Raw genomic sequence first — 22,287 nt, 5'->3', positions numbered from 1 at the left:
GCTGTGCTCCAGGGTTGATAAGGTCCGCTTCATGGCACCGTTCGCACCGTTCAGCTGGTTTCGCTCCGGGGGCGCTGAAGCCAGTTGCCGGACAGGGTTGTCTGGCAAAGCGTCCCTGGATGAAGCAGTAAGGGATGTGGTCGAGCAACTGGGCCGATCCAAGGGCGAAGCCGATCTCGCCCTCGTCTTCACCTCCACGGGTTACGCCACCGACCTGCCGCGGCTGCTGCCGATGCTTCGCGCCCAGATCAGCGCGAAGCATTGGATCGGATGCACCGGTGGCGGCGTGGTGGGCACCCGCGGCGACGGAAGCGCCGCGGAACTGGAGCAGACACCTGCTTTGAGCGTGACGCTGCTCTCCCTGCCGGGGGCATCGATCGCCACTCAACACCTGAGCATCGAGGAGCTGCCTGATCTGGATGGAGCCGCCCAGCAATGGCAAGACTGGGTTGGCATCACCCCCGAGGCTGCCCGCAGCCAGATCCTGCTGATCGACCCCACCAGCAGTGGAATCAATGACCTGATCAGCGGGCTGGACTACGCCTATCCGAGTGCCGAAAAGATTGGCGGCATCGCCGCACCCCACAACAGTCCGCACGGATCGTTGCTGCTGGATGACCAGGTCGTCACCGGCGCAGTGGTGTGTTCCATCGGGGGAAGCTGGCGGCTCGAAACCGTTGTGGCCCAGGGATGCCGCCCCATCGGCCCGGTCTTCTCAATCGAGCAGGTGCAGCGAAACGTGTTGCTGGAACTCAGTGATGGCAGCACCAAGGCCAGCCCCATCAATTGCCTGCAACGGATTCTGGCGGACCTCAGCGAACGGGAGCGCGAACTGGTGCGTCACTCGTTGTTCCTCGGTGTGGAACGCAGCAGCCTGCGGCTGAACGCCAACGGAGCAGCCTCGGAAGCGAGTGCCTTCCTGATCCGCAACCTGATCGGAGTCGATCCCAACAATGGCGCCGTGGCCGTTGCAGAGCGGGTGCGCGCCGGCCAAAACGTGCAATTCCACCTGCGCGAAGCAACGGCCTCCCAGGACGAAGCCGTTGCCCTGCTCAAAGCAGCGACAACTGATTCTGGCGACACGGTCCACTTCGGACTGCTCATGGCCTGCCTGGGACGGGGCCAGGGGCTGTTTGGTCGAGCCGATGGCGACATCAGCCTGGCGCGTCAACTAATGCCAGACCTGCCTGTGGCGGGAGCGTTCTGCAACGGTGAGATCGGACCCGTCGGCGGGACAACACATCTGCATGGCTACACCGCCTGTTGGGGCTTGCTGCGCCAGGACCCCGACAGCTCCTCCGGGAGTGGCTCTGACAATCTCGATTGAACCGGATCGCACCGCTTCAGAACCTTGCGTCAGCACGTCAATCCCCTCAGCAGCTTCTTCCAGTTGCCGCTGGAATTACCACCACCCGAGCAGCTGTTTCGCGTTCCTGATCAGCCGATCCACCTTGATATCGGCTGCGCCCGTGGCCGCTGCCTGCTGGGCTTGGCCGAGCGTGATCCCCACTGGAACCATCTCGGCGTTGAAATCCGCCGACCGCTGGTGACGTCTGCCGATCAAGACGCGCTCGCCTCGGAGCACGGCAATGTTCGGATCCTGTTCTGCAACGCCAACATCAGCCTAGAAGGCTGGATGAAGGCCCTGAAGCAGGACCGACTGCAGCGGGTCTCGATCCAATTCCCCGATCCCTGGTTCAAACGCAGGCACCACAAGCGCCGGGTCCTGCAGCCGGCGCTTCTGCTCGCCATTGCAACGGCCCTGCAGCCCGGCCGTGAGCTGTTTCTGCAGAGCGATATTCTGGACGTGATTGAGCCGATGGTGGCTCTCACCGAACTCAGCGACTGTTTCGACCGCCCCGCCGAGGACCAACGTCCCTGGCGCGCCAGCAACCCGCTTTCGGTTCCCACGGAACGGGAGCGCTACGTGCTTGAGCAAAACCTCCCCGTCTACCGGGTGCTCTATCGCCGGAACCAGAATCCACTTCCTTCCGTGTCAGATCTGGAACAGCGCTGGCAGGAGATCGATAATCCGGCGGAAGCACTCACCACCTGAAGCCCCACGATGGCCTCTGCGGATGCAACCCAGACGGCAAGCAGTGGGGCCCTGTTGGTGCGCTGGCAGGGGGTGATCACTACGGATCAGGCGGTGCTGAAACGCCTTGAAGGGCTGGCGGGACTCCTGCTGCTGGCCTTGGTCACGGGTCTTCCTTTCTTCACACGCACAGGCCTGGCCCTGGTGATTGCAGCCTGCGGCGTTCTATGGCTGCTCTGGTGCCTCTGCAGTCCGCCACCTCAGCGCATCGGAACCATCTCGCGCTGGCTGATGCTTTTTCTGGCCATCGCGATTGTGGCCACCGGATGTTCTCCGGTTCCAATTGCCGCCAGCAAAGGCCTGATCAAACTGCTCAGCTACCTGGGCGTTTATGCCTTGCTCTGCAAGCTGCTGCTGAGCAACAGCCAATGGTGGGACCGTCTGGTCGCCGGACTGCTGAGTGGCGGGCTGCTCAGCAGCGTTCTGGCTTTGCGACAGCTGTATGCCTCCAGCGAGGAACTGGCGGGCTGGGCCGATCCGAATTCCATCAGCACCGGCACCATTCGGATCTACGGCCCCCTGGGCAACCCCAACCTCCTGGCGGGTTACCTGCTGCCGCTGATTCCCTTCGCAGCGATCGCACTGGTGCGCTGGCGTGGGGTGGGAGCCCAGCTGTTTGCCGGAACCACATTGGTGTTGGCAGCAACAGCCACGCTGTTCACCTACAGCCGCGGCGGCTGGCTGGGAATGGTTGCTGCCGGTGCCGTGCTGCTGTTGTTGCTGCTGCTGCGCTGGACACGCCACTGGCCTCCGCTCTGGAGACGTCTTGTGCCTCTGGCCGTGCTGCTGGTTGGAGCCGCTTTCCTTGTGGTGGCGGCCACCCAGATCGATCCGATCCGCACGCGCATCACCAGCCTGCTGGCGGGACGGGGGGATAGTTCCAACAACTTCCGCATCAACGTCTGGATGGCGGCCATCCAGATGGTGCAAGACCGTCCCTGGTTGGGCATCGGCCCTGGCAATACGGCGTTCAACAGCATCTATCCCCTGTATCAGCAACCGAAGTTCAACGCCCTCAGTGCCTACTCCGTTCCCTTGGAAATCCTGGTAGAAAACGGCATTCCCGGACTGCTGGCCTGCCTGGGATTGCTGGCCAGCAGCCTGAGGCAGGGCCTCAAGCAGCTCAATGCCGATGCTCCAAGCGCCTTGGCATCCATCGCCAGCCTCGCTGCCATCGCTGGCCTGCTGATGCAGGGCAGCACCGACACAATCTTCTTCCGCCCCGAAGTGCAGTTGATCGGCTGGTTTGCTCTGGCCAGCCTGGTGAGTCGACCCACGGAATCATGAAGCTGCTCGCTGGATTCGATGCCGGACAGACGCACACCCGCTGCCGCCTCAGCGTGGTTCAGAACGGCGTGCACCAGCCTGTTGGAGAAGGCGAGGGCCCCGGCGTGAGCCACCTGGATGCCCCCCAGGGTGAGCGTCGTTTCCTCGAGGCGATCAGCGCCAGTGCGCAGGAGGCCCTGAAAAATCACCCCGATGGCGTGATCCAGGCGGCCGTTGTGGGAGCCAGCGGCATCGAACACGGAACGGCACTGCAACAGCGTGCTGAACGTTTGGTGGGGCAAGCCCTGGCCATCGGTGTTAACACAGGCTTGACCAAGGTGCTGGTCACCGGAGACGAACGCACCGCCTTGCGAGGTGCGATCCCTGAAGGCGCAGGAATCCTGGCGATCAGCGGCACCGGAATGATCGTGCTGGGCCGAGACGAGAACGGCCATGAACACCGCTGTGGCGGCTGGGGATGGCTGCTCGATGGAGCCGGCTCGGCCTTTGATCTGGGCCACCAGGGATTGCAGCTGACCCTGCGCATGGCCGATGGACGCCTGCCCGACCATCCGCTGCGCCTGCAGATCTGGAATCAGCTGGGCTGCGACAGCCACGCCGCAGTGAAAGCCCGGGTGGTGCAGCAGGACTTCGGCACGGCTGACTTTGCAGCCTTGGCTCCACTGGTGGTGGAAGCCGCAGCCAAGAACTGCCCTGGCGCGGAGGAGATCGTTAAGGGATCTGCAGCAGCCCTCTCCCGCTGCATCAGCACCGTGGCCCAGCAGCTTTCCCTGCGGTCCCCCCTGGTGATCTGCCATGGAGGAGCCGTCACCCATCTCCAGGGGTTCCGCACAGCCGTGCAACAGGCCATCCATCAGTCGATTCCCGAAGCCCGATGGGGCAAGGCCAAGGGCGATGCCTGTGATGGCGCCCTCTTGATGGCCGAGGCCTTAAGCCTCAGGCCGCGTTGAGATGATCCTCGGCAACGGCGGCCAGATGCCCCGTCCAATGCTCCACAGCGTCCGACTGCTCGGCTTCCACCATCACCCGCAAGACGGGCTCCGTACCACTGGCCCGCACCAAAATGCGACCGGTCTGGCCCATCGACTGCTCCGCTGAAGCAATGGCGTCGGTGAGAGCAGTGCAAGCGCTCCAGTTCTTACGGCGCAAACGGTCGATCACCCGCACATTGACCAATTTCTGCGGGTAGGCCTGGAAACTGCGGTCCAACCAATCGCTCAGGCTGATGCCCTGGGCATGGCACAAGGTGGCCAACTGAACGGCGGTCAGAACACCATCGCCACACAGCCCATGGGAGGCGGAAAGGATGTGGCCGGATTGTTCTCCACCGAGGCCCGCGCCACTGGCCACCATCGCGGCATGGACGTGCTGATCTCCCACCGGCGTGCGATCAAGGGTGCCGCCCCGCTGCTTCCAGGCACGCTCGAAGCCAAGGTTCGACATCACAGTGGCCACCAACCGCTGATCGGGGAGCGCCTGCTGCTCCTGCAGCACGGATCCCCAGAGAAACAGCACGTGGTCGCCGTCGATGATCCGGCCGCGGCCGTCCACCGCCAGCATCCGATCGGCATCACCATCAAAGGCAAAACCCATCGCCGCGCCGCGCTCGATCACAGCCCGTTGTAGCGGTTCCAGATGGGTTGACCCGCAAGCCACGTTGATGCGGGAGCCATCGGGTTCCCCATGGAGCACGGTGAGATCAGCCCCCAGGGCACGGAAGGCATCGGCACCGCACGCCGTCGCGGATCCCCAGCAGAGGTCCAAAACGATGGGAACGCCATCCAGTCGGCGTTCAGCCACCGATTGTTGCAACACCTCTCTGTAGCCATCCAGGAGATCGGCGCTGGATCGCGCCACACCGCAGCGGAATGTTGCTTGCTCAGCCATGGGCGTCTGCCCCTGCAGACCGGCTTCCACCTGGGCTTGACGGGAGGCGCTGAGTTTGGCGCCATCGGCCCCAAACACCTTGATGCCGTTGTCTGCAGGGGGGTTATGGCTGGCGGAGACCATCAGGCCGCCGGCGGCCCCCAGCTGGCGAATCAACAACGGAACCGCCGGCGTCGGACAGAGCCCAAGGGTCCACACATCGCGACCAGCCGCCGTCAAACCGGCCGTCAGGGCAGCAACCACCATGCTGCCGCTGGTCCGGGAGTCCATCCCGATCAGAACAGGACCTTCCGCCTGCAGAACCCGACCGACCCAATAGCCCACCTGAAGACACAAGGCGGGGGTGAGAACCGTGCCGGCGAGCCCACGGATCCCGTCGGTTCCAAACCCTGGCGCAGCGTCACCGAGAGCGGGGCCGATCGGGGAGCACGCCTCTTGAACCATGGGTCTCAATCGTGGACAGCACCATAGGAACCACCTCTGAGGCTGATTCCCAAGGACGTGACAGGTGCAGCTCTGCCCTCCACGGCCTGCAGGTGATCAAAGGCTCGCCAACTGTCTTTGAAGCATCAGAATGAGATGAGCTCCAAGTTGGGTGTGCAGGCAGGGCCGCGAATCGGAACGCTGCTACTGCTTTCGGTTGCTGGCTTCAGTGGGTTGGCTGCATGGGGCGGGCAGCAACTGCTGAACAAGCAGCATCAGCGCCTCACGCCTGAGGTCTCGCAGGCAAGGCTCTGGCAGCACTACCGCTGGGCCATCGATCCGCAGACCCGTCGAGAAGCCGCCCTGTTGATGCTGGCCAGGGATGGTTCACCGCAACTGCTCCATGGCCAAGGCTGGGGGCGCGATCCGATGGCGGCCGTGGTGCTCGAACGGGCAGCCCTCACCGCTGACGCAAAGGGCGAGACATCCGACGCTGCTGAGATCTGGCAGCTCCTGTTGGATCGCTTTCCCGAAGCACCCGGCTCGGCATGGGCGCGATTGGCGCTTGGCGACAACAACCCCGTTCTTCATCAGCAGCTGCTCCAGCAGCAACCCGCGCACCCCGCAGCACTGACCCTGGCGGCTCGGGATGGCTCCGAAGCGCTGGCAAGCCATCAAGGCGCCCTGCATCTAGCCCGTTGGAATACGCGCCGAGACGGCGCCTTTGAGCTGATGCGTGACGCCTGCGAGGCCACGGGGGCGCAGGCACCTCAACCCCACCAACGCCAAACCTTGGCGCAAGCACTCGCAAAACAAGGCCATGCCGACACCGCACTGACCTGTCTTCAGGAGCTCGATGCCTCCCCGGAGACCCAGCTGGCCATCGGTCGTTCCCTGCTGCTGCATGGCGACCCAGGTGCGGGTACATCCCAGCTGCTGACGCTGGCGCAAAGCCACCCAAGCCACCCCGCCAGCCTTGAAGCAGCGCGGATCCTGAGCGAACCGCTTGATGCCCAGCATGGGGTCCTGGATGCCCTTCCGGCCGCCCTTCAGGAGCGCTCAGCCGCTGTTGCCGCAGCTCGCGTACGACTCGCCGGCGGCGACGGGGCGGATGCCGCCCTGAGCCGCTGGCCCAACGACCCCGACATCTGGCAACTCCAATGGGACCTCGCCCGCGAAGCGTTTCTGGCTGAGGATTGGGATCGCGCCCGCGCCCTGCTGGAACGCCCCGATGAGGATGACCCCCTGCCTCCACCGTTGGAGACGCGGCGGCTGTTCTGGTTGGGGCTTAGCCACAAGCAACTCGGCGAAACGACAAAGGCAGAACGCACCTGGCGCCGCCTGATCGAGGCCTTCCCCGGGGGCTACTACCGATGGCGCGCCATGGAGCACCTGGGTGTGGCCGAACCCCTGGCGTTGCGATCCCCAGACCCGCAGCAGGAGCCGCCAGCCTGGCAACCGCTCAACAGCCATCACCGCCTGGTGAACGAGCTTTGGCGACTGGGCCAGGTGCACGCCGCCTGGGAGGCCTGGCAGGCCGAGGCAGACCCCGCAGCCCCACCGCCACCTGAAGAACGTCTCGCCGAAGCCAGGCTGCGCCTTGCCGTCGGGGACACCTGGATGGGACTGGACCAGCTCTGGTGGCTCAGCCTCCGCTGGCGTGATCCGAGCTGCCATCAACGGACTCTCCTGCATCGCAGCCAATTCCCTCGCCTCTTCGAAGCTGAGATACAGACAGCGGCAGAGCAAGCAGGCGTTCAGGCCAATCTGTTGCGAGCGATCGCCAAACAGGAATCACGCTTTGCTCCTGGTGTCGTCTCCCCTGCTGGGGCCGTAGGCGTGATGCAATTGATGCCCTCCACAGCCACAGAGATGGCTGACGCACCAACCAGCACGCTGATGCTGAAGGATCCCGCCGAAAACTTCGAACTGGGCGCGCGCTACCTCAACCACTTGCTGGAGCAATGGGAAAACGACCCCTTTCGCAGCATTGCCAGCTACAACGCCGGGCCTGGTGCTGTGGCCTCTTGGGTGCAACCCACGAATCAAGACGACGATGCGCTCTGGGTGGAACGCATTCCCTACCCGGAAACACGCTTCTACACCAAGAAAGTGCTGGACAATCTGCTCGGCTACCTAGGCGGCAATCAATCGTTCTGCAACGAGACTGGCGCTGGGATGGGGCAGAAGCGTGCCGGCGACGATGCCAGCGATCACGACCAAACTCATCAGAAGCAGGCAGATCCCGGCGGCGGGCAGAACACCGATGCGGATGAGATCGAGCCTGGCCAAGAGCACGGCTGAGGCCAGGATCAACACGTCGGTGAGCACATTGAGCTTCAGCAGATAAATGCCACCGGTGATCACCACCAGCAGCGTGACCACCAACGTCATCACCCGGCTCGACGCCATCAGCAACGACACCTGGCGCAACAGCAGATCGGGCATGGTGCAGAAGACGACAACCACCTGCGTCTGCAGCAGCACGAGACACCAGAACCAGGCCGCACTCACGCCATAGAGAGACGTGAAGGAGGGCTGAACAATCTGCCAATGGTTGCCGAGCACAACCGCAACGAGAAATAGCACCGTCAACAACGGCGCCCGAACCGGAAGGCTCAGCAGTCGCAGAATTGGCATGGCGTCAAGGTAGCGGCGGCCTTTCGAAGGAGCTGCCAGAGTGATCGCTGCGGTTGACGTGCGATGACAGGCACCCCGGAGTCTTCGCCCCTGGGCACAGCGCAGCGATGGGTGCTGGTGCTGATTGCGGTGGCTCTGGCCATGGGCCTGGTTGTCCTACGCGGTGGCATTCAGAGCGAAAGTCCGATGGAGCAGCTGGCGAGACGATCCCTCGACCCACAAACAGCGTTAACCAACGGACGCCCAACGCTGATCGAGTTCTACGCCGATTGGTGCCAGGTCTGCAGAGAGATGGCACCTTCGATGCTGACTTTGGAGAAGCAATCGCGAGATCGACTCGATGTTGTTCTGGTCAACGTCGACAACCCCCGTTGGCAAGATCTGGTTGATCGCTACGACGTCAACGGCATTCCCCAGTTGAACCTGTTCAACGCTGAGGGGGAAGCCAAGGGGCGATCCCTCGGCTTGCGCAGCGCTGAGGAACTCCAGCTGCTCACCACAGCACTGCTTGAAAATCAGCCGTTGCCGGCCTTGCCTGGCGTCGGCAACATCAGCCAGCTGCTGACGCCCCCCTCCGCGAACAACGCGATGGCAGGGGCCTCGAGCCCAGCCAACGCGGGGCCCCGCAGCCATGGTTGACACGCCTCGCCATGATCACCACAACTCGTCACTCTGACGCTCCCATGGACCGCTTTCGGGTCGATCTGATCGCAGCTACGCCGAACCCGCAGCAATGCGTGTACGCCGCCATGCATCAGGACTACAGCGAAGGATTCGTGGCCGGAGATCGTGCCAACTGGCCTGATGAGCAGCGGGCTGGAGAGATCTGTGTGAAACGCCTGCTGTCGGGAGAGCGCGGCCACTACGGCCCGATGGAGCATGCACAGATCGTGCTGAACGTGGGCTGGTTCCCGCACTCGGTGATGCAGCAGGCCCGCACCCACCGGGTTGGGGTGAGCTTCGATGTGCAGTCGATGCGTTACACCGGTGAACGCATCTGCCGTGCAGCGGATGGAGCCCTGAACCTGGAAGAGGTGTTCTATCTGAGGCCCATCGGCGAGTACAGCGATCGGCAGGGCAAGAAATACGCCTACACCGAAGCACTACGCCAACAGGATCTTGATCTCTGCCGTAGCGCCGCCGAGCGCTACAGGGATCTGCTCAGGGCGGGCTTCGCCGAGGAGCACGCCCGCGGCATCCTTCCCTTCGACTACCGCCAGCATTTTGTGGTGAGCTTCAGCCTGCGGGCGTTCCTGCACTTCATGGACCTGCGGGCCAAGCTCGATGCACAGCTGGAGATCCGCCAGCTCTGTGATCTGATGTGGCCCCACATGGTGGAGTGGGCCCCAGAATTTGCAGCCTGGTATGAGAAGAGCAGGCTGCACCGGGCGCGTTTGGCCCCCTAATCAAAGAGCACTAGACCTTGGCCAGCGTCACCCGTTCCGGTTGGTGCTGGTACTTGCCTTGTCGATCGCTGTAGGTGGTCGAGCATGGATCACCCTCAAAAAACAGCAGCTGACAGATGCCCTCATCGGCATAGATGCGGCAGTCAGCACCAGAACTGTTGCTGAATTCAAGGGTGAGGTGACCCTCCCAGCTCGCTTCTGCCGGGGTGGTGTTCACGATGATTCCAAGGCGGGCATAGGTGCTCTTGCCCAAACAGATCACGGTGATGTTGGGGGGAACCCGCAACTTCTCCAAGGCCACACCGAGGCCATAGGAATGGGCCGGGAGAATGAAATATCGCCCGTCTTCATCCTCATGCAGGGGAGTGGGTTCGAGGTTGGCCGGGTTGAACCGCTTGGGGTTCATCACCGTGCCTGGAACATGCCGGAAGATCAGAAATTCCTGGGGAGAAAGGCGTAGGTCGTAGCCGTAGGAGGAGCAACCAAAACTCAGCACTGGCCGCAGCTTCTGCTCCGGCTCCAGGTGACGGACCAAACCGCTCTGGAATGGCTCGATCATTCCCTGCCCGGCCTGTTCAGTGATCCAGCGATCGCACTTGAGCATCAGAAACCTCGGCGCAACTCCGTGACTTGATCTGCCATCTCCACCACACCGGCGGGGATTGCAGGTCCAGTGATGATCACATCCATCGAGGCGGGCCGCTGCTCAAGGGCTGCAATCACGTCCGCTTCATCCAGGTATCCGAAGGCCACGGCCAGGCCGAGTTCATCCAACACCAGCTGATCGAGATCTCCTTGGATCAGATGCTGGCGGCAAATGGACCAAACCTCAGCAACCGCCTCCGCACCACCGGGATGCCCCGGCGAGGAGAGACAGAGGGGCACTTCCGGCCGTAGCCAGACCAGACCTCCGCAGAGCTGCACCCGGCCGGCCGGTCCCTGCTGCACGCCCCCTTTGAGGAACTGACTGATCAGAACACGACTGCCCAAGCCGGCAGCTCGCATGGCCTGGCTGAGAACACTGGCAAAACTGCCTCGATAGGGCGCCGTATGCACTTGCACCTGTCCTTCGGGAGCCACCAGATGTAGGGGTGGCGGATCAGTGACGGCAGGCAAAGGCCTCAGGCCCGCCCGCTGTAAAGCCTGCTGATCCCGATCCAGGGAATTCTGGAAGGCTTGGGGGTCGGCGAGGCTTGTGGTCATCACGGAAGCATCTGTCCGGGCGACCCCGGCAAGACCTTGAATGTAGCGGCGAGATCACATTCCACAAGGGGATTGACACCACCCATGGTGTTTGGACAGGGCGAGAACCAACCGCCTGCCAGGCTTGACGAACTGCACACCACCAATGAGCCAATCCCCTGAACGCCGCACTGATGGCCGTCGCCCGCAGCAGTTGCGACCGTTCTCGGTGACCTGGAATCCCATGGGGTTTGCCTTGAGCTCCCTTGTGGTTCACACCGGCCGAACCGCTGTTCTCTGCAGCGTTTGCTTAGAGGACAAAGTTCCCCGCTGGCGCAAGGGAGAAGGGCTGGGATGGCTCAGCGCCGAATACCGGTTGCTGCCTGGATCCACCCCACAGCGGCAATCACGGGAGCTGATGAAACTCTCGGGTCGCACCCAGGAAATTCAGCGGCTGATCGGCCGAAGCCTGCGCGCCGTGATCGACATGGAGCGCCTAGGGGAGCGCACCTTGCTGATCGACTGCGACGTGATCCAAGCCGACGCCGGCACCCGGACGGCCTCGATCACCGGGGCATGGCTCGCCCTGGACCAAGCCTGCCGATCACTGGTGGAACAAGGAGTGCTGGAGCGATCTCCCCTGGTCGATCAGGTGGCAGCCGTATCCGTTGGCTTGGTTGATGGCCAAGCCTTGCTGGATCTGGACTACAGCGAAGACAGTCGAGCCGAGGTGGACCTGAACGTTGTGCAGGCCGGCGATGGCCGTCTGCTGGAAATCCAGGGGACTGCGGAGGGAGCGCCCTTTAGTCGCAGCCAACTCAATGAGCTGCTGGATTTAGCGGAGCCGGGATTGACATCCCTGATGCAGGCGCAACGCCAGGTCTTCAACGAGCACAGCAGCGTTACGTAATAACCGCTACATGGCGGCCACCGCCGGCTCCGTAACTTCGCTTCACCAGGGGGTTGTCATGACCAGTAGCCGAGGTTTCAGCCGATACGCCCCGCAGATGGTGGCTCCAGCTCCCAGCGCAGAGCCCGCCAACCGCTCTCTGCTGGAGATCATCCGGGATCTCGATGGCGCCAGCACTGAACTGGTGGACCGCAACAAAACCATCTTTTTCCCTGGAGATCCCGCAGAACGGGTGTATCTAATCCGCCGGGGAGCCGTTCGTCTGTCCCGCGTCTACGAATCGGGAGAAGAAATCACCGTGGCCCTGCTCCGCGAGAACAGCCTCTTCGGGGTGCTGTCACTGCTGACAGGTCAACGGTCCGACCGCTTCTATCACGCTGTGGCCTTCACCCGGGTCGAAATGGTGACGGCACCAGCGACCTCCGTGAAGGCCGCCATCGAAGCAGACACCAGCGTTGGCCTGCGCTTGCTTCAGGGTCTCTCCAGCCGGATTCTGCAGACCGAGACGATGATTGAAACCCTCACCCATCGGGACATGTCATCCCGGCTGGTGAGCTTCCTGTTGGTGCTTTGCAGGGACTTCGGCGTGGCAGATCAGCTGGGCATCACCATCGACCTGCGCCTGTCCCATCAGGCCATCGCTGAAGCAATTGGCTCAACACGCGTCACAATCACGCGTCTGCTGGGAGACTTGCGTCAATCCGGTCTGGTTCAGATTGACCGCAAGAAAATCACGGTTCTGGATCCGATCGCGCTGGCCAAACGCTTCAGCTAGGCCTGCCATCGCCCGACTTGTGCAGCGATGAGCGGCTGGGCACTGATCCTGGTTCTGTTGGTGCTCGGGGGCGTGCTGTCGACCCTGGGCGACCGCTTGGGCAGCCGCGTCGGCAAAGCGCGACTGAGTTTGTTCAGCATGCGCCCACGGCGCACCGCCGTTTTGATCACGGTGTTGACCGGCAGCCTGATCAGCGCACTCTCACTTGGCCTGATGCTTCTGGTGAGCCGGCAGTTGCGGGTGGGCCTGTTTGAACTGGATGCCCTGCAGGAGAAACTCCAAGACAGCCGTCAGCAGCTGGAGGCAGCCGAGCGGGAACGGGACAAGACCCAAACGGAAACCAAACGGATCGCCATTGAGCTCGAGCAATCGCAGCAACGGTCCAACACCCTGCGCCTCGAACTGGCTCCTCTTCAGAAGGAGCTGGCCCAACTCGAAGCCGAACGTGAACGCCTCAGCCAGGACATCGCCTCCCGCGATGCGGACATCGAGCGCACGGAAGCCGAACTCAACAGCGTTCGCAGCCGCATCCGAGCCGGTGAGAAGGAACTCAAAGAACTGGAACGCAATCTGGTCGCCTTGCGGCGTGGATCGGTGGTGATCAGCAGCGGACAGACCTTGGCAAGAGCAACGGTTCGACTCGATGCTCCGGACCAGGCCAAACAGGCTGTCGACAGGCTGTTGCAGGAGGCCAATCTCAAGGCCTACGGGAAAGTGCGACCTGGCGAAGCACCCGAACGCCAGTTGATCCGCGTTCCGCGCAGCGATGTGGAACGCCTGCAAAGCATCATCCGCAAACCGGAGACCTGGGTGATCTCGCTGCGCTCAGCCACCAATGTGCTGCGAGGTGAAACAGCGGTTTACGCCTTCCCAGAGGTGCGTCCGAACCGGCCGGTGACCCAACGCGGAGACGTGCTGGCCACCACCACACTGCAACCTGATGAACGCACTCCAGAGGGCATTCGCACACGGTTGAACCTTCTCCTGGCCTCGGCCTATGCCGAAGTGCAGCGGCGGGGATCCCTGACCGAAGGCCTTCAGTTCGATGGATCAGCCCTCTCCCAACTGGCCCAGACCCTGATGGAAGGACCCAGCCAAAGCGTGGTCTTGGACGTGATTTCCGCAGGGGTCAGCGACAGTGCCGATCCTGTCGTCGTCACCATTCAGGCCTCCCCATGAAACGGGTGGCCGTCATCGATCCAGGCCGCTGCAAATGTGGTCTTGTGCTGGCCGATCTTCAGCTCGGCCTCGTGCGCGAAGGGCATGTGCTGGCCCCGGAGGCCGTCGAACCCTGGTTGGAGCACTGGAATCAAGACCAAGCTCTCGACCGCATCCTGATCGGCGATGGCACGGGAAGCCGAGCCTGGATCCAGCGACTGGAACGGCTGGGCCATCTCACCGTGGTTCCGGAGCAGGGAACAACCCTGAGGGCGAGACAGCGTTACTGGGCACTATGGCCGGCTCGAGGTTGGCGACGGATGCTGCCGGCAGGACTGCGCATTCCACCGGTGGATCTTGATGCTGTTGCAGCTTTGGTGATGCTTGAGGAGCACCTGCAATGCCGCCTGAAATGGCCTGAGCCTGCTCCGACGTTCTCGCTCAGAACCTGGCCCGGACCATGAAGGTGTAATCACCCCCCGGTTCCAGCCTGTAATCAGAACGCACCAGAAAACGCCTCAGGGCATCCTCGATCAGGGCACGTCCCAGGGATGGCTCCACCACCAGTTCACCGCGATCAAAGGCCCAGGAAAACTGCCACTCAAACCCTCCAGCAGAAACTTCACCCTCCACGCACTTGGCTTGAAAACACTGGCGGAGCACCCGCAAATGGGCCGTTGTCGCCGGAAGTGCCGGCATCAGTCGACCGACTCCAGGTCGTAGCGGAACCCGTTGATCCAGGTTCCAGCGCGCTCAAAGCTCTGGCGCTGGAGACGTTGAATCCCATCCAGAACAGCATCGAGAACAGCGCCCACACAGGGTTGCTCCGCCTTGCTGAACGGACCAAGAACATGGGATACCGTTCGGGCGCGGCGTTCGGCAGGGTTCTCAGCCGGCGCACCAATGCCGATCCGCAGCCTGGGGAACGCCTGGGTCCCGAGATGCTGAATGGTGCTGCGCAAACCGTTGTGCCCGCCGGCACTGCCCTGGGCCCGCAACCGCAAACGACCCAGCGGAAGATCCATATCGTCCACCAGCACCAGCAATTGGTGAGGCTCCAGGCCGAACCAATCGAGAGCTGCACGAATGGCACGACCGCTGTCATTCATGTAGGTCTGAGGCATAAGCAAGCGCAGCCGCTGCTCACCAACCCCTGTATCGGCTGCAAGACCATGCAACTTGGCTTGCTGACGAAAACTGAACCCAGAGCGCTCACCCAAAAGCTCGAGGGCCATGAAGCCGATGTTGTGACGGGTGCCGGCGTATTTCGCACCCGGATTTCCCAGACCCACCACCAGCTTGAGATCAGTGGTCATACCGCTGGAACGACTCAGTCGCTGGGGGGAAGTTCTTCAACCGGCTTCGCAGCCTCACCGGAAACTTCCGGTTCAGCCATGGCTTTGTTGATCTCGCGTTCGAATTCCTTGGACGCGGATTGGAAGCCCTTCAGGGTCTTACCAAGAGTCCGACCAAGCTCGGGAAGGCGTTTCGGCCCGAAAACCAACAAGGCAACGGCGCCGATAACCGCCATTTCGGGGAGACCGACGCCGAAGATGTTCATGGGTGCAGATCAGCCGAGGCCGTTCCAGTTCACATTGATGCCCTCGAGGATGAGGGACTTGTTGTAAAGCTGAAGAATCACCAGCAGAAACACCAGGAACAGCACCATGAAGATGCCCATCACGGGAGTGGTGCCCCATCCGGGAACCACCTTGCCGTACTCGGAGTTCAGTGGGCGGAGAAGGTCTCCCAGACGGGTGCGTTGTGCCATGGCGACGCTGGGTCTCGGGTGGTTTGAAGTCTCGATACTGTAGGGGCCGACTCCGGTTCGGGGTTGATCCTGTCGAGAGATGTGATGGAAACGTCGTCCCCAGCCCTGTCCGTCGCCATTGGCGTGCTCGCCGTTTTGTTCGGACTCACCGGATTTGGCGTGTATCAGGCCTTTGGCCCTCCATCAAAAGCACTCGACGACCCGTTCGACGATCACGAGGACTGATCCACCACCAGGGAGACGAGTTCTCCTGGGGTGATCACCACGGCAGAAGCGGCCATTGAGTCGGCTTCCCTGCGGACCCTCCACCCCGCTCCGGGGGTCCAGCGACAGCGCGCTGCTCCCGAATTGAGCAGCTTCAGCACGCAACCATCGGCATGGCGCTCCAACCCCACCGGCGTGAGTTGAATCGGCAGCGATGGAAACCATTGACGCTGCTCCGCCGGCAAGTCCGCACACCACCCGGGCTCACGAAAGGCAATGGCCGCCTGAGACACGCCGGCATCGCTCCATGAGCCGGCGAACGGCATGAGGGCCAAGCGCTGGCGATGCCACCCCTGATCAGCGCTGGGATCTGGCCAGGTCGGGCCCCGCAGCAGCGAAATGCCGAGTCGGTCTGAAGACCAATCCACACCCTGGGGGCCGTCCAGCAACACAGCCATCCCGCCTCCGGGAGCCGCCGACTGCGAGGCGAACCAGGAGATCACAGGCACTTCCCAACGGGATTGTTCCCGAGCCGTGATCGGTGCAGCCGGCCGTTCGATCACCCCTCCACTGGTGTCGGCAGCGATGCGGACGGCGGGGGTCGCCAGCGGCAGCTCCAGACGCAGCAACTCATGGGGCTGGCGCCAGTCGATACCGCAGATCAGCTCCAGCCAGGGCGTGTCGGCCTTCAGCCGCAGGTCCAGACGCATGCAACTGGCACCGAGCTGGCGCCGCAGCACCAGATGCGCCACCAGGGGGCCCTGGTCGAGCCACTCCAGGGAATCCGTACGGAGCACGCCCAGGGGCTGAGATCGGTAGTCCGCCGCAAGATCCCAGGCATCCCAGAATTCGCCCCGGTCCCGATAGCGCTCCAACTGCAAGGAAGACGACAACTGATCCCGTCCATCGCCATCCCGCAAAGCCAGCAGTCCGGCCGCGGAGACATCGAGCTCGATCAGACCATTACCCACACGCCAAACTCCCGCCCCCAGCGACGTGATGACCACAGCCTGACGGGGCTCAGCCGCGCAGGACGCCAAGCCTGGTTCACGCCGGAGCGGCACCGAACAAATCCCGTGCTGACGCGGTAGCTGCACCCAGGTACCACCAGCAGCGGCGTTTTGCTGCGGCAGTGAAGCGGCGTCCGCTGACCACGATCCCGCAGGAAGGCGAACCAGAGGCGACCAGGACGCCAAGGGCTGCAGACCCCACCAACTCCACACCGCTGCTGTGTCCTCCGGACGCGGCAGCCTTGCCAGCCGCCGATCGCGTTCCTGGCGGGCCTGGCGCCGGGCCGAGCACCAGACCGGTTCCGACTGGTCAAACACCTCCGGGATCGAGGTTCCCGGAAGGATGTCGTGAAACTGCTGAAACAACAGCGGGCGCCAATCGCTGCAACCGCTGTCGCGACCTGCGATCGCCAATAGGGCTGAGACTGCATCAGCCTCCCGCAAAAGCCGCTCGAGCGTTCGGTTGTGGCGCTTCTGATCCGGACGGCTGGTGGCGCAACCGCGATGCAACTCCAGGAAGAGCTCATCACGCCACACCGGCCAGGCCTGATCGCCCTGCTCCAGCTCGGTCAAGAATTCCCGCACCGTGCCGGCACGGGTGGGCAAAGCTGCCGCTTGGTCCTCCCAGAGCTCGATCTGCTCCAGCAACTCCTCGGTGGGACCACCACCGTGATCACCAACGCCTGGAATCCAGAGCGCCGCCTCCAGCCCCGTGGCCTGATGCCAGGCCCGCTGCTCGTCCAGCATCTCAACGGGATCGGCGCGGCGCCCGATCGGCGGCAGCATCAGGCTGTGCAGTTCCGACCGTCCCCGTGCGCGCCAGCGGAACAAGCGGTGGGGGAAAGGGTTGTCAGCATTCCATGCCAGCTTGTGGGTGCAGAACCAGCGCACTCCGGTGGCGGCCGCCACGGCAGGCAGGCCAGCAGCGAAGCCAAAGCTGTCCGGCAACCAGGCCAACTCATGGGTCCACTCCGGGAAACGGCGGCGGCTGTCGTCCTGACCGAGAGCGAACTGATTCCACAACGACGCCGTGCTGACCAGCACGCAGTCGGTCTCCACCCAGGGGCCATTGATCGGTTCCCAGCGGCCAGCCCGGCTGGCCGCCTGGATCTCCGCAAAAAGAGCTGGCCGATGTTGCTCCATCCAGGCATAAAGCGCCGGCGTGGAATGGGCAAAGCGCAGCTCGGGCCAGCGACGCATCAACGCCAGCGCTGATCGGAAGGTGCGTTCAGCGGCCTGCCAGGTGTCAGCGACCGGCCAAAGCCAAGCCAGATCGAGATGGGCATGACCCAGCCAATGCAACAACCCCCGTGGCGGCTCTGCCTGGTGCAAGTGCGCTGCAACAGCAGCCTGCGCCTCTGCACCGCTGGGATCCAGATCCGCCCAATGCGGCGGCAGGTCTCCGTCCGCCGCCAGATGCAGCTCCAGGGCCGCAGGCAAGAGCGTGCCCTCGGGGTCTAGGCCTGCGGTCTGCGGCTCCAGGTCGAGATGGCTGCTGATCAGAGCTCCATCGTCATGCAGGGGACTGCAGAGCTCCAGCACAAGATCCAGTGCAGCCCCCTGACGACATCTCTGGGGCAGCGTCCAGCGACAGGCGGTATCGAACAGATCCCCCTCATGAACCAGCACGCCATCCACCCAGAGACGCATCTGCTCGGCCCACCAGCTCAGTACCAGCCGGGCACGGCAGGAATCACTGGCACTCCAGCCATCAGGCCAGCTCAACCGCTGCTCAAGCCGCAGCCATTGGCGTCCCCTGGGCCAGATCAGCAGGCCACGCTTGGCCCAGTCCGGCCGGTGCATTGATCCCCAGCTTTCATCAAGAAAAAACCCAGCCTGGGCGGCGCCTGAGCGGCGCCAACCGGCACGCAGATCACGCCGCGAGCGACTGCGAAACGTTTCAATCCACTCCGATCGACCGACTTGATCAGGGTTCATTCCCCTGCTGACGCTGTCATGCCCCATAGGATGATGCCCTTGTCACAGACGCCGGTCGGTCTCCATGCTCGCCCTCAAGATCTCCGTTTACTCGGTCGTCTTCTTCTTTCTCGGCATCTTCGTGTTCGGGTTCCTTGCGAGCGATCCAAGCCGCACCCCCAGCCGCAAAGACCTGGAAGATTGAGGCTGTCTCCTAAACAGACCGCGCCACACACTGGTCTGATCGGAGCATCAATTCTGAAATGAGCTGGCAAGCTCATGGGCCGCAGCAGCATTGCTTTGGCGGCGCTCCGCCTCCTTTTTGCATTGACCGGAACCCTGATCACAGGGTCGATATCCGTGTTGCCCGCAGCGGCAGGTTCGGCTGAATCAACGCCAGAGACAGTTGCTTCAGCAACGGCGAGCCTGAACGTTCGAGCTGACCGCCAATACACCGACACCAAATCGAAAGCCAACGTCGCAGAAGGCAACGTCTCAGTTCAGCTCGGGAGCGCCGAACTGCAAGCCGATCGGATCGAATTTGATGCCGCCTACCGCACGCTCTACGCACGCGGCGCTGTCCGCTTCAGGCGTGGCAGTCACTATTTTCAAGCGTCAAGCTTCCGCTACAACCTCGTCCAGCAGGAAGGACTGCTCAATGATGTTTACGGGGTCATCGACCTCGAGGAGCCCCTCACCAATCCATTAACCAGCTCTCGAGCAACATCAGCCCCACCGGAGTCACCCACGCTTGCCAGCCGTGAGGACATGCCGACCGTGGCCTGTCCGCCACTGCTTCCTCCGATCCCCGACTGGCATCCCCAGCCCTGGGCAGTGACGGCCTGGGGCGGGCAGATGATTGATGCCCCCTTCGGGGATACCTTCTTATCCAACGGACGCATGCGTCCGGAATCTTTGCTGGGCGTCGGCGTGCAGAAACGGATCATGCGCGCTGGTCCACTCGCCGTTGAAATTGAGGCTGACCTGTTCAGCCACATTGCCCAGCAGCAACAGGGCGGCGAATACAACCAGAACACGCCCTACGCCGACCTGCCCCCCCAGAACTTCGGCGAAGCGGTGATCGGGATCGGAGCACGCGTCTGGGTGCAGCCTTGGCTGAGCTTCAGCGTTGTTGAAGGCGTCAGTTACAACACCGATGTCAGCCTCTACGAGAAAACGTTCCGCGAGAATTACAACCAGCTGCTGAACTACCTCGCCTTCGAGGTTGAGGCAGCGCTGTCTTCCGAGCTGTCTTTCGTGGGTCGGATTCACCACCGCTCCGGTGCGTTCGGCACCTATGCAGGGGTCTCAGAGGGCAGTAATGGCTATTTGCTGGGCTTGCGCTACCGCTGGGGGCGGGATAGTTCCAAGCCGGAGAGCACCATGATGCCGCCTCTACCTGAGTGTGACGACCCGGATCGAGGCCAGCGAGTCAAATCCTCGTCCCTCTCCGACCGCCTCGACTCGATTGCTTTCGGCGACGGAGGTGATCCTCAGCGGCATGTCTCCAGCAATAAGACAACCCAGCAGCTGTCGATCCCTCCGGCCGAGCAGCAGGCCATGCGGAACGAGGCGATCGCCCAGATCGATCAGCGGATTTCCAACATCACCTACCAGGGCAGTTTCAGCATCGAACGACGCACCGGCCTCCCTGTCCAGCGCCCGAATTCGGTTCAAACTCGATTCGGCGCAGTCAAACCCCCGCAACTGAAACGCCAGGGGAAAAGCCAACTGCTCAATGGAACGATCAGCCGGTGGAGAGTTCAGGCCGCAAAGATTCTGATCACACCTAGTGGCTGGGAAGCCGACCGTATGGGCTTCAGCAATGACCCCTTCACACCGGCGCAAACAAGGATTGATGCAGAGGGTGTGGTCGCCAAGGAACAAGTCAATGGTGACGTGCTGATTTCGGCGCGGCGCAACCGCCTGATCATCGAAGAACAATTGCCCATCCCGGTGACCAGGCGGCAACTCATCCAGAAGGAGGAGGAAGTGGAGAACCGCTGGGTCTTTGGCATTGACAACAAGGATCGCGATGGCTTCTTCGTTGGTCGCAATCTCAAACCGATTGAACTGAGCCGTGATTACACCCTGAGCCTGGAACCCCAGTTCCTGGTCCAACGCGCCATTGACGGCCAAACCTCCTCTGTCAGTGAGCTATTCGGCCTTAAAGCTGAACTCAAAGGCCAGATCTGGGGTTGGGGCACCACTTTGGAGGCCGACATCAGCACCTTCAACCCTCAGGATTTCGCCGACGGCAGCCGCTACTGGGGCAGCATCAAAAACAACTTTGAGCTGCCCTGGATCGGGGACGTCACCGCCCGCCTGTTTGGCGCCTATCGATATCGCACCTGGAACGGATCCTTGGGCGAAACCAACGTCTACAGCGCATTGGGCGGTTTCATTGAGCAGAGGCAGGCGTTCAGATGGGGCAAGTTGAGTAATGCCTACATCTGGCGTGTCGGTGTGGGCAACTACCAGGCGGAGAGCTTCAGTGACAACAACCTCACCGAGAGCCTGCGTGCCAACTTCTATGGATCCATCAACAGCGTCTATCCGATCTGGCGCGGGAAAGCAGCGCCTTTGACCCCTGAAGACGCTTACCGCTACTCACCGACAGCCATCGTTCCGGGTCTCCGCCTCAACACCAATCTGAACACCCTTCTGACGGCGTATGGCGATGGCACCCGTCAAACCCAGATCAACTTGTCGGCAGGTCCGACGCTCACTCTGGGGACCTTCAGCAAACCCTTCCTGGATTACACACAGCTCTCGATCGGTGCTGGTGTCACCTTCACCCAGGGGGCCAGCCCCTTTGCGTTCGACCAAGCCATCGACTTGGGCACCCTTGGCATCGGCATCACCCAGCAGATCGCCGGCCCCCTGGTCCTGAATGCCGGAGTCGGCATCAATGTGGATCCAGGCTCCGACTACTACGGTGATGTGATCGACTCGAATATCGAACTTCGCTGGCAAAAGCGCAGTTACGACTTCGGCTTTTACTTCAATCCCTACGAAGGCATCGGTGGTTTCCGATTCAGCCTCCACGACTTTGACTTCAACGGCACAGGCGTGCCGTTTGTGCCATACACCCCAACAAGCTGGATGAACACCACCAAGGCGGACCGACCCTTCTGATCAATCACCGCCCCCGATGATCAGATCGCTGCCGAACAGTGAAGCTCCGGCATAGCGCATGCCGGAGGTCCGCACGTTCGGTGCATAGGCATTGATCACCTGAGCCTCCCGCAGATCGGCATTGCGCAGGTCCACGCCGGACAGCTCAGCATTGGTGAGGTTGGCTCCCCGCAGGTCAGCACCTTCCAGCAAGGCTCCGGTCAGATCTGCCCCTTCAAGATTCGCCTCCCGTAGATCAGCACCGCGCAGATCACTGCCCCGAAAATCAGCACCGATCAGATGGGCCTGACGGAAATCCGCCTCGCGGAGGTCACAGCCTGGACAGCTGCGGTCCAACGGATCATGGGGCTCAATCTGAAGCGGAACGGCAACAACGGGAGCCACACCGGCAACAACCAACAGGGGCGCCAACGGCAACAACAACCGCGACAGCAAATGGGCCATTGAGATCCAACCTCCGAATGCAACCTCCTATCTCTTTCAT

General features: G+C 62.4%; 23 protein-coding genes and 1 pseudogene. 14 read left to right on the top strand and 10 right to left on the bottom strand.

Annotated features, from left to right (window positions below; translation table 11 throughout):
* Nucleotides 1-31 precede the first annotated feature (31 nt).
* Genes SynM161_RS01340 through SynM161_RS01325 form a run of 4 tightly spaced genes read left to right on the top strand, consistent with a single transcriptional unit; the run spans nt 32 to nt 4,332 of the window.
* Nucleotides 32-1,327, top strand: coding sequence for an FIST N-terminal domain-containing protein (locus tag SynM161_RS01340; protein ID WP_186541767.1), 1,296 nt, complete (start codon nt 32-34; stop codon nt 1,325-1,327).
* 24 nt (nt 1,328-1,351) lie between these two features.
* On the top strand, nt 1,352-2,056 hold the full coding sequence (gene trmB, locus SynM161_RS01335; protein WP_186541766.1) for a tRNA (guanosine(46)-N7)-methyltransferase TrmB: 705 nt from the start codon (nt 1,352-1,354) through the stop codon (nt 2,054-2,056).
* A gap of 9 nt (nt 2,057-2,065) precedes the next feature.
* Nucleotides 2,066-3,382 carry an IctB family putative bicarbonate transporter gene (locus tag SynM161_RS01330; RefSeq protein WP_186541765.1) on the top strand — a complete coding sequence of 439 codons (1,317 nt, stop codon included), beginning with the start codon at nt 2,066-2,068 and terminating at the stop codon, nt 3,380-3,382.
* Nucleotides 3,379-4,332: a BadF/BadG/BcrA/BcrD ATPase family protein gene (locus tag SynM161_RS01325; RefSeq protein WP_186541764.1), complete on the top strand. Its 954-nt coding sequence runs from the start codon at nt 3,379-3,381 to the stop codon at nt 4,330-4,332. Before SynM161_RS01330 ends, SynM161_RS01325 begins: the two co-directional genes overlap by 4 nt.
* Here the strand turns inward: SynM161_RS01325 and glmM are convergent.
* Nucleotides 4,319-5,713 (bottom strand): phosphoglucosamine mutase, encoded by a 1,395-nt coding sequence (gene glmM, locus SynM161_RS01320; RefSeq protein WP_186541763.1) that lies wholly within the window; start codon nt 5,711-5,713, stop codon nt 4,319-4,321. The two genes, SynM161_RS01325 and glmM, sit on opposite strands and share 14 nt — an antisense overlap.
* 135 nt (nt 5,714-5,848) lie before the next feature.
* Here glmM and SynM161_RS11975 point away from each other — a divergent pair.
* Nucleotides 5,849-7,744: pseudogene (locus SynM161_RS11975) on the top strand (transglycosylase SLT domain-containing protein); the annotation flags it as partial.
* Between the two features lie 84 nt (nt 7,745-7,828).
* On the opposite strand, the gene SynM161_RS11970 reads toward SynM161_RS11975, so the two are convergent.
* Nucleotides 7,829-8,332: a hypothetical protein gene (locus tag SynM161_RS11970; RefSeq protein ID WP_255441837.1), complete on the bottom strand. Its 504-nt coding sequence runs from the start codon at nt 8,330-8,332 to the stop codon at nt 7,829-7,831.
* 63 nt (nt 8,333-8,395) lie between these two features.
* Between SynM161_RS11970 and SynM161_RS01310 the strand changes: the two genes are divergently transcribed.
* Both SynM161_RS01310 and thyX read left to right on the top strand, forming a co-directional pair.
* Complete coding sequence (locus SynM161_RS01310; protein ID WP_186541762.1) at nt 8,396-8,971, top strand: thioredoxin domain-containing protein; 576 nt, start codon at nt 8,396-8,398, stop codon at nt 8,969-8,971.
* 44 nt (nt 8,972-9,015) lie between these two features.
* Nucleotides 9,016-9,738 carry an FAD-dependent thymidylate synthase gene (gene thyX / locus SynM161_RS01305; RefSeq protein ID WP_186541761.1) on the top strand — a complete coding sequence of 241 codons (723 nt, stop codon included), beginning with the start codon at nt 9,016-9,018 and terminating at the stop codon, nt 9,736-9,738.
* A 10-nt stretch (nt 9,739-9,748) separates the two neighbouring features.
* Here thyX and dcd read toward each other — a convergent pair whose 3' ends face one another.
* Entirely contained in the window at nt 9,749-10,342 is a 594-nt protein-coding gene (dcd, locus tag SynM161_RS01300) for a dCTP deaminase (RefSeq protein WP_006849961.1), read from the bottom strand.
* Entirely contained in the window at nt 10,342-10,941 is a 600-nt protein-coding gene (locus tag SynM161_RS01295; RefSeq protein WP_186541760.1) for a cob(I)yrinic acid a,c-diamide adenosyltransferase, read from the bottom strand. Before SynM161_RS01295 ends, dcd begins: the two co-directional genes overlap by 1 nt.
* A gap of 145 nt (nt 10,942-11,086) precedes the next feature.
* Here SynM161_RS01295 and rph point away from each other — a divergent pair, with 145 nt between their 5' ends.
* From rph to SynM161_RS01275, 4 genes are read left to right on the top strand one after another with little or no spacing between them, the layout of a single operon-like run.
* Nucleotides 11,087-11,830, top strand: a complete 744-nt coding sequence (rph, locus tag SynM161_RS01290; protein WP_186541759.1) for a ribonuclease PH — start codon at nt 11,087-11,089, stop codon at nt 11,828-11,830.
* 58 nt (nt 11,831-11,888) lie between these two features.
* Entirely contained in the window at nt 11,889-12,605 is a 717-nt protein-coding gene (gene ntcA / locus SynM161_RS01285) for a global nitrogen regulator NtcA (RefSeq protein WP_186541758.1), read from the top strand.
* Nucleotides 12,606-12,632: 27 nt separating this feature from the next.
* Entirely contained in the window at nt 12,633-13,784 is a 1,152-nt protein-coding gene (locus tag SynM161_RS01280; protein WP_186541757.1) for a DUF3084 domain-containing protein, read from the top strand.
* Nucleotides 13,781-14,227 carry a resolvase gene (locus SynM161_RS01275; protein ID WP_186541756.1) on the top strand — a complete coding sequence of 149 codons (447 nt, stop codon included), beginning with the start codon at nt 13,781-13,783 and terminating at the stop codon, nt 14,225-14,227. The genes SynM161_RS01280 and SynM161_RS01275 overlap by 4 nt, the downstream gene beginning before the upstream one ends.
* Here SynM161_RS01275 and SynM161_RS01270 read toward each other — a convergent pair.
* The 4 genes from SynM161_RS01270 to psbH are packed head-to-tail and all read right to left on the bottom strand — an operon-like array spanning nt 14,205 to nt 15,534.
* Nucleotides 14,205-14,462 carry a DUF3146 family protein gene (locus tag SynM161_RS01270; protein WP_011363294.1) on the bottom strand — a complete coding sequence of 86 codons (258 nt, stop codon included), beginning with the start codon at nt 14,460-14,462 and terminating at the stop codon, nt 14,205-14,207. The two genes, SynM161_RS01275 and SynM161_RS01270, sit on opposite strands and share 23 nt — an antisense overlap.
* On the bottom strand, nt 14,462-15,079 hold the full coding sequence (gene pth, locus SynM161_RS01265) for an aminoacyl-tRNA hydrolase (protein WP_115161223.1): 618 nt from the start codon (nt 15,077-15,079) through the stop codon (nt 14,462-14,464). Before pth ends, SynM161_RS01270 begins: the two co-directional genes overlap by 1 nt.
* 14 nt (nt 15,080-15,093) lie before the next feature.
* On the bottom strand, nt 15,094-15,324 hold the full coding sequence (locus SynM161_RS01260) for a TatA/E family twin arginine-targeting protein translocase (RefSeq protein ID WP_115131609.1): 231 nt from the start codon (nt 15,322-15,324) through the stop codon (nt 15,094-15,096).
* Between the two features lie 9 nt (nt 15,325-15,333).
* On the bottom strand, nt 15,334-15,534 hold the full coding sequence (psbH, locus tag SynM161_RS01255; protein WP_006849996.1) for a photosystem II reaction center phosphoprotein PsbH: 201 nt from the start codon (nt 15,532-15,534) through the stop codon (nt 15,334-15,336).
* A gap of 84 nt (nt 15,535-15,618) precedes the next feature.
* Between psbH and psbN the strand changes: the two genes are divergently transcribed.
* Entirely contained in the window at nt 15,619-15,759 is a 141-nt protein-coding gene (gene psbN / locus SynM161_RS01250; protein WP_011363291.1) for a photosystem II reaction center protein PsbN, read from the top strand.
* Here the strand turns inward: psbN and SynM161_RS01245 are convergent.
* Nucleotides 15,747-18,686, bottom strand: coding sequence for a glycoside hydrolase family 38 C-terminal domain-containing protein (locus tag SynM161_RS01245; protein WP_255441836.1), 2,940 nt, complete (start codon nt 18,684-18,686; stop codon nt 15,747-15,749). The genes psbN and SynM161_RS01245 overlap by 13 nt on opposite strands.
* A 64-nt stretch (nt 18,687-18,750) precedes the next feature.
* On the opposite strand from SynM161_RS01245, the gene SynM161_RS01240 reads away from it, so the two are divergent.
* Both SynM161_RS01240 and SynM161_RS01235 read left to right on the top strand, forming a co-directional pair.
* A complete protein-coding gene (locus SynM161_RS01240) occupies nt 18,751-18,870 on the top strand; it encodes a photosystem II reaction center protein I (protein WP_006042333.1) in 120 nt (39 codons plus the stop codon).
* 155 nt (nt 18,871-19,025) lie between these two features.
* On the top strand, nt 19,026-21,803 hold the full coding sequence (locus SynM161_RS01235; RefSeq protein WP_255441979.1) for a DUF3769 domain-containing protein: 2,778 nt from the start codon (nt 19,026-19,028) through the stop codon (nt 21,801-21,803).
* On the opposite strand, the gene SynM161_RS01230 is transcribed toward SynM161_RS01235, so the two are convergent.
* Nucleotides 21,804-22,247 carry a pentapeptide repeat-containing protein gene (locus SynM161_RS01230; RefSeq protein ID WP_186541754.1) on the bottom strand — a complete coding sequence of 148 codons (444 nt, stop codon included), beginning with the start codon at nt 22,245-22,247 and terminating at the stop codon, nt 21,804-21,806.
* Between the last annotated feature and the right edge of the window lie 40 nt (nt 22,248-22,287).

The sequence above is a fragment of the Synechococcus sp. M16.1 genome, from assembly GCF_014279895.1.
Taxonomy (GTDB): domain Bacteria; phylum Cyanobacteriota; class Cyanobacteriia; order PCC-6307; family Cyanobiaceae; genus Parasynechococcus.
The sequence above is the reverse complement of the archived record's forward strand: the minus strand, read 5'-3'. Positions and strand labels throughout refer to the sequence as shown.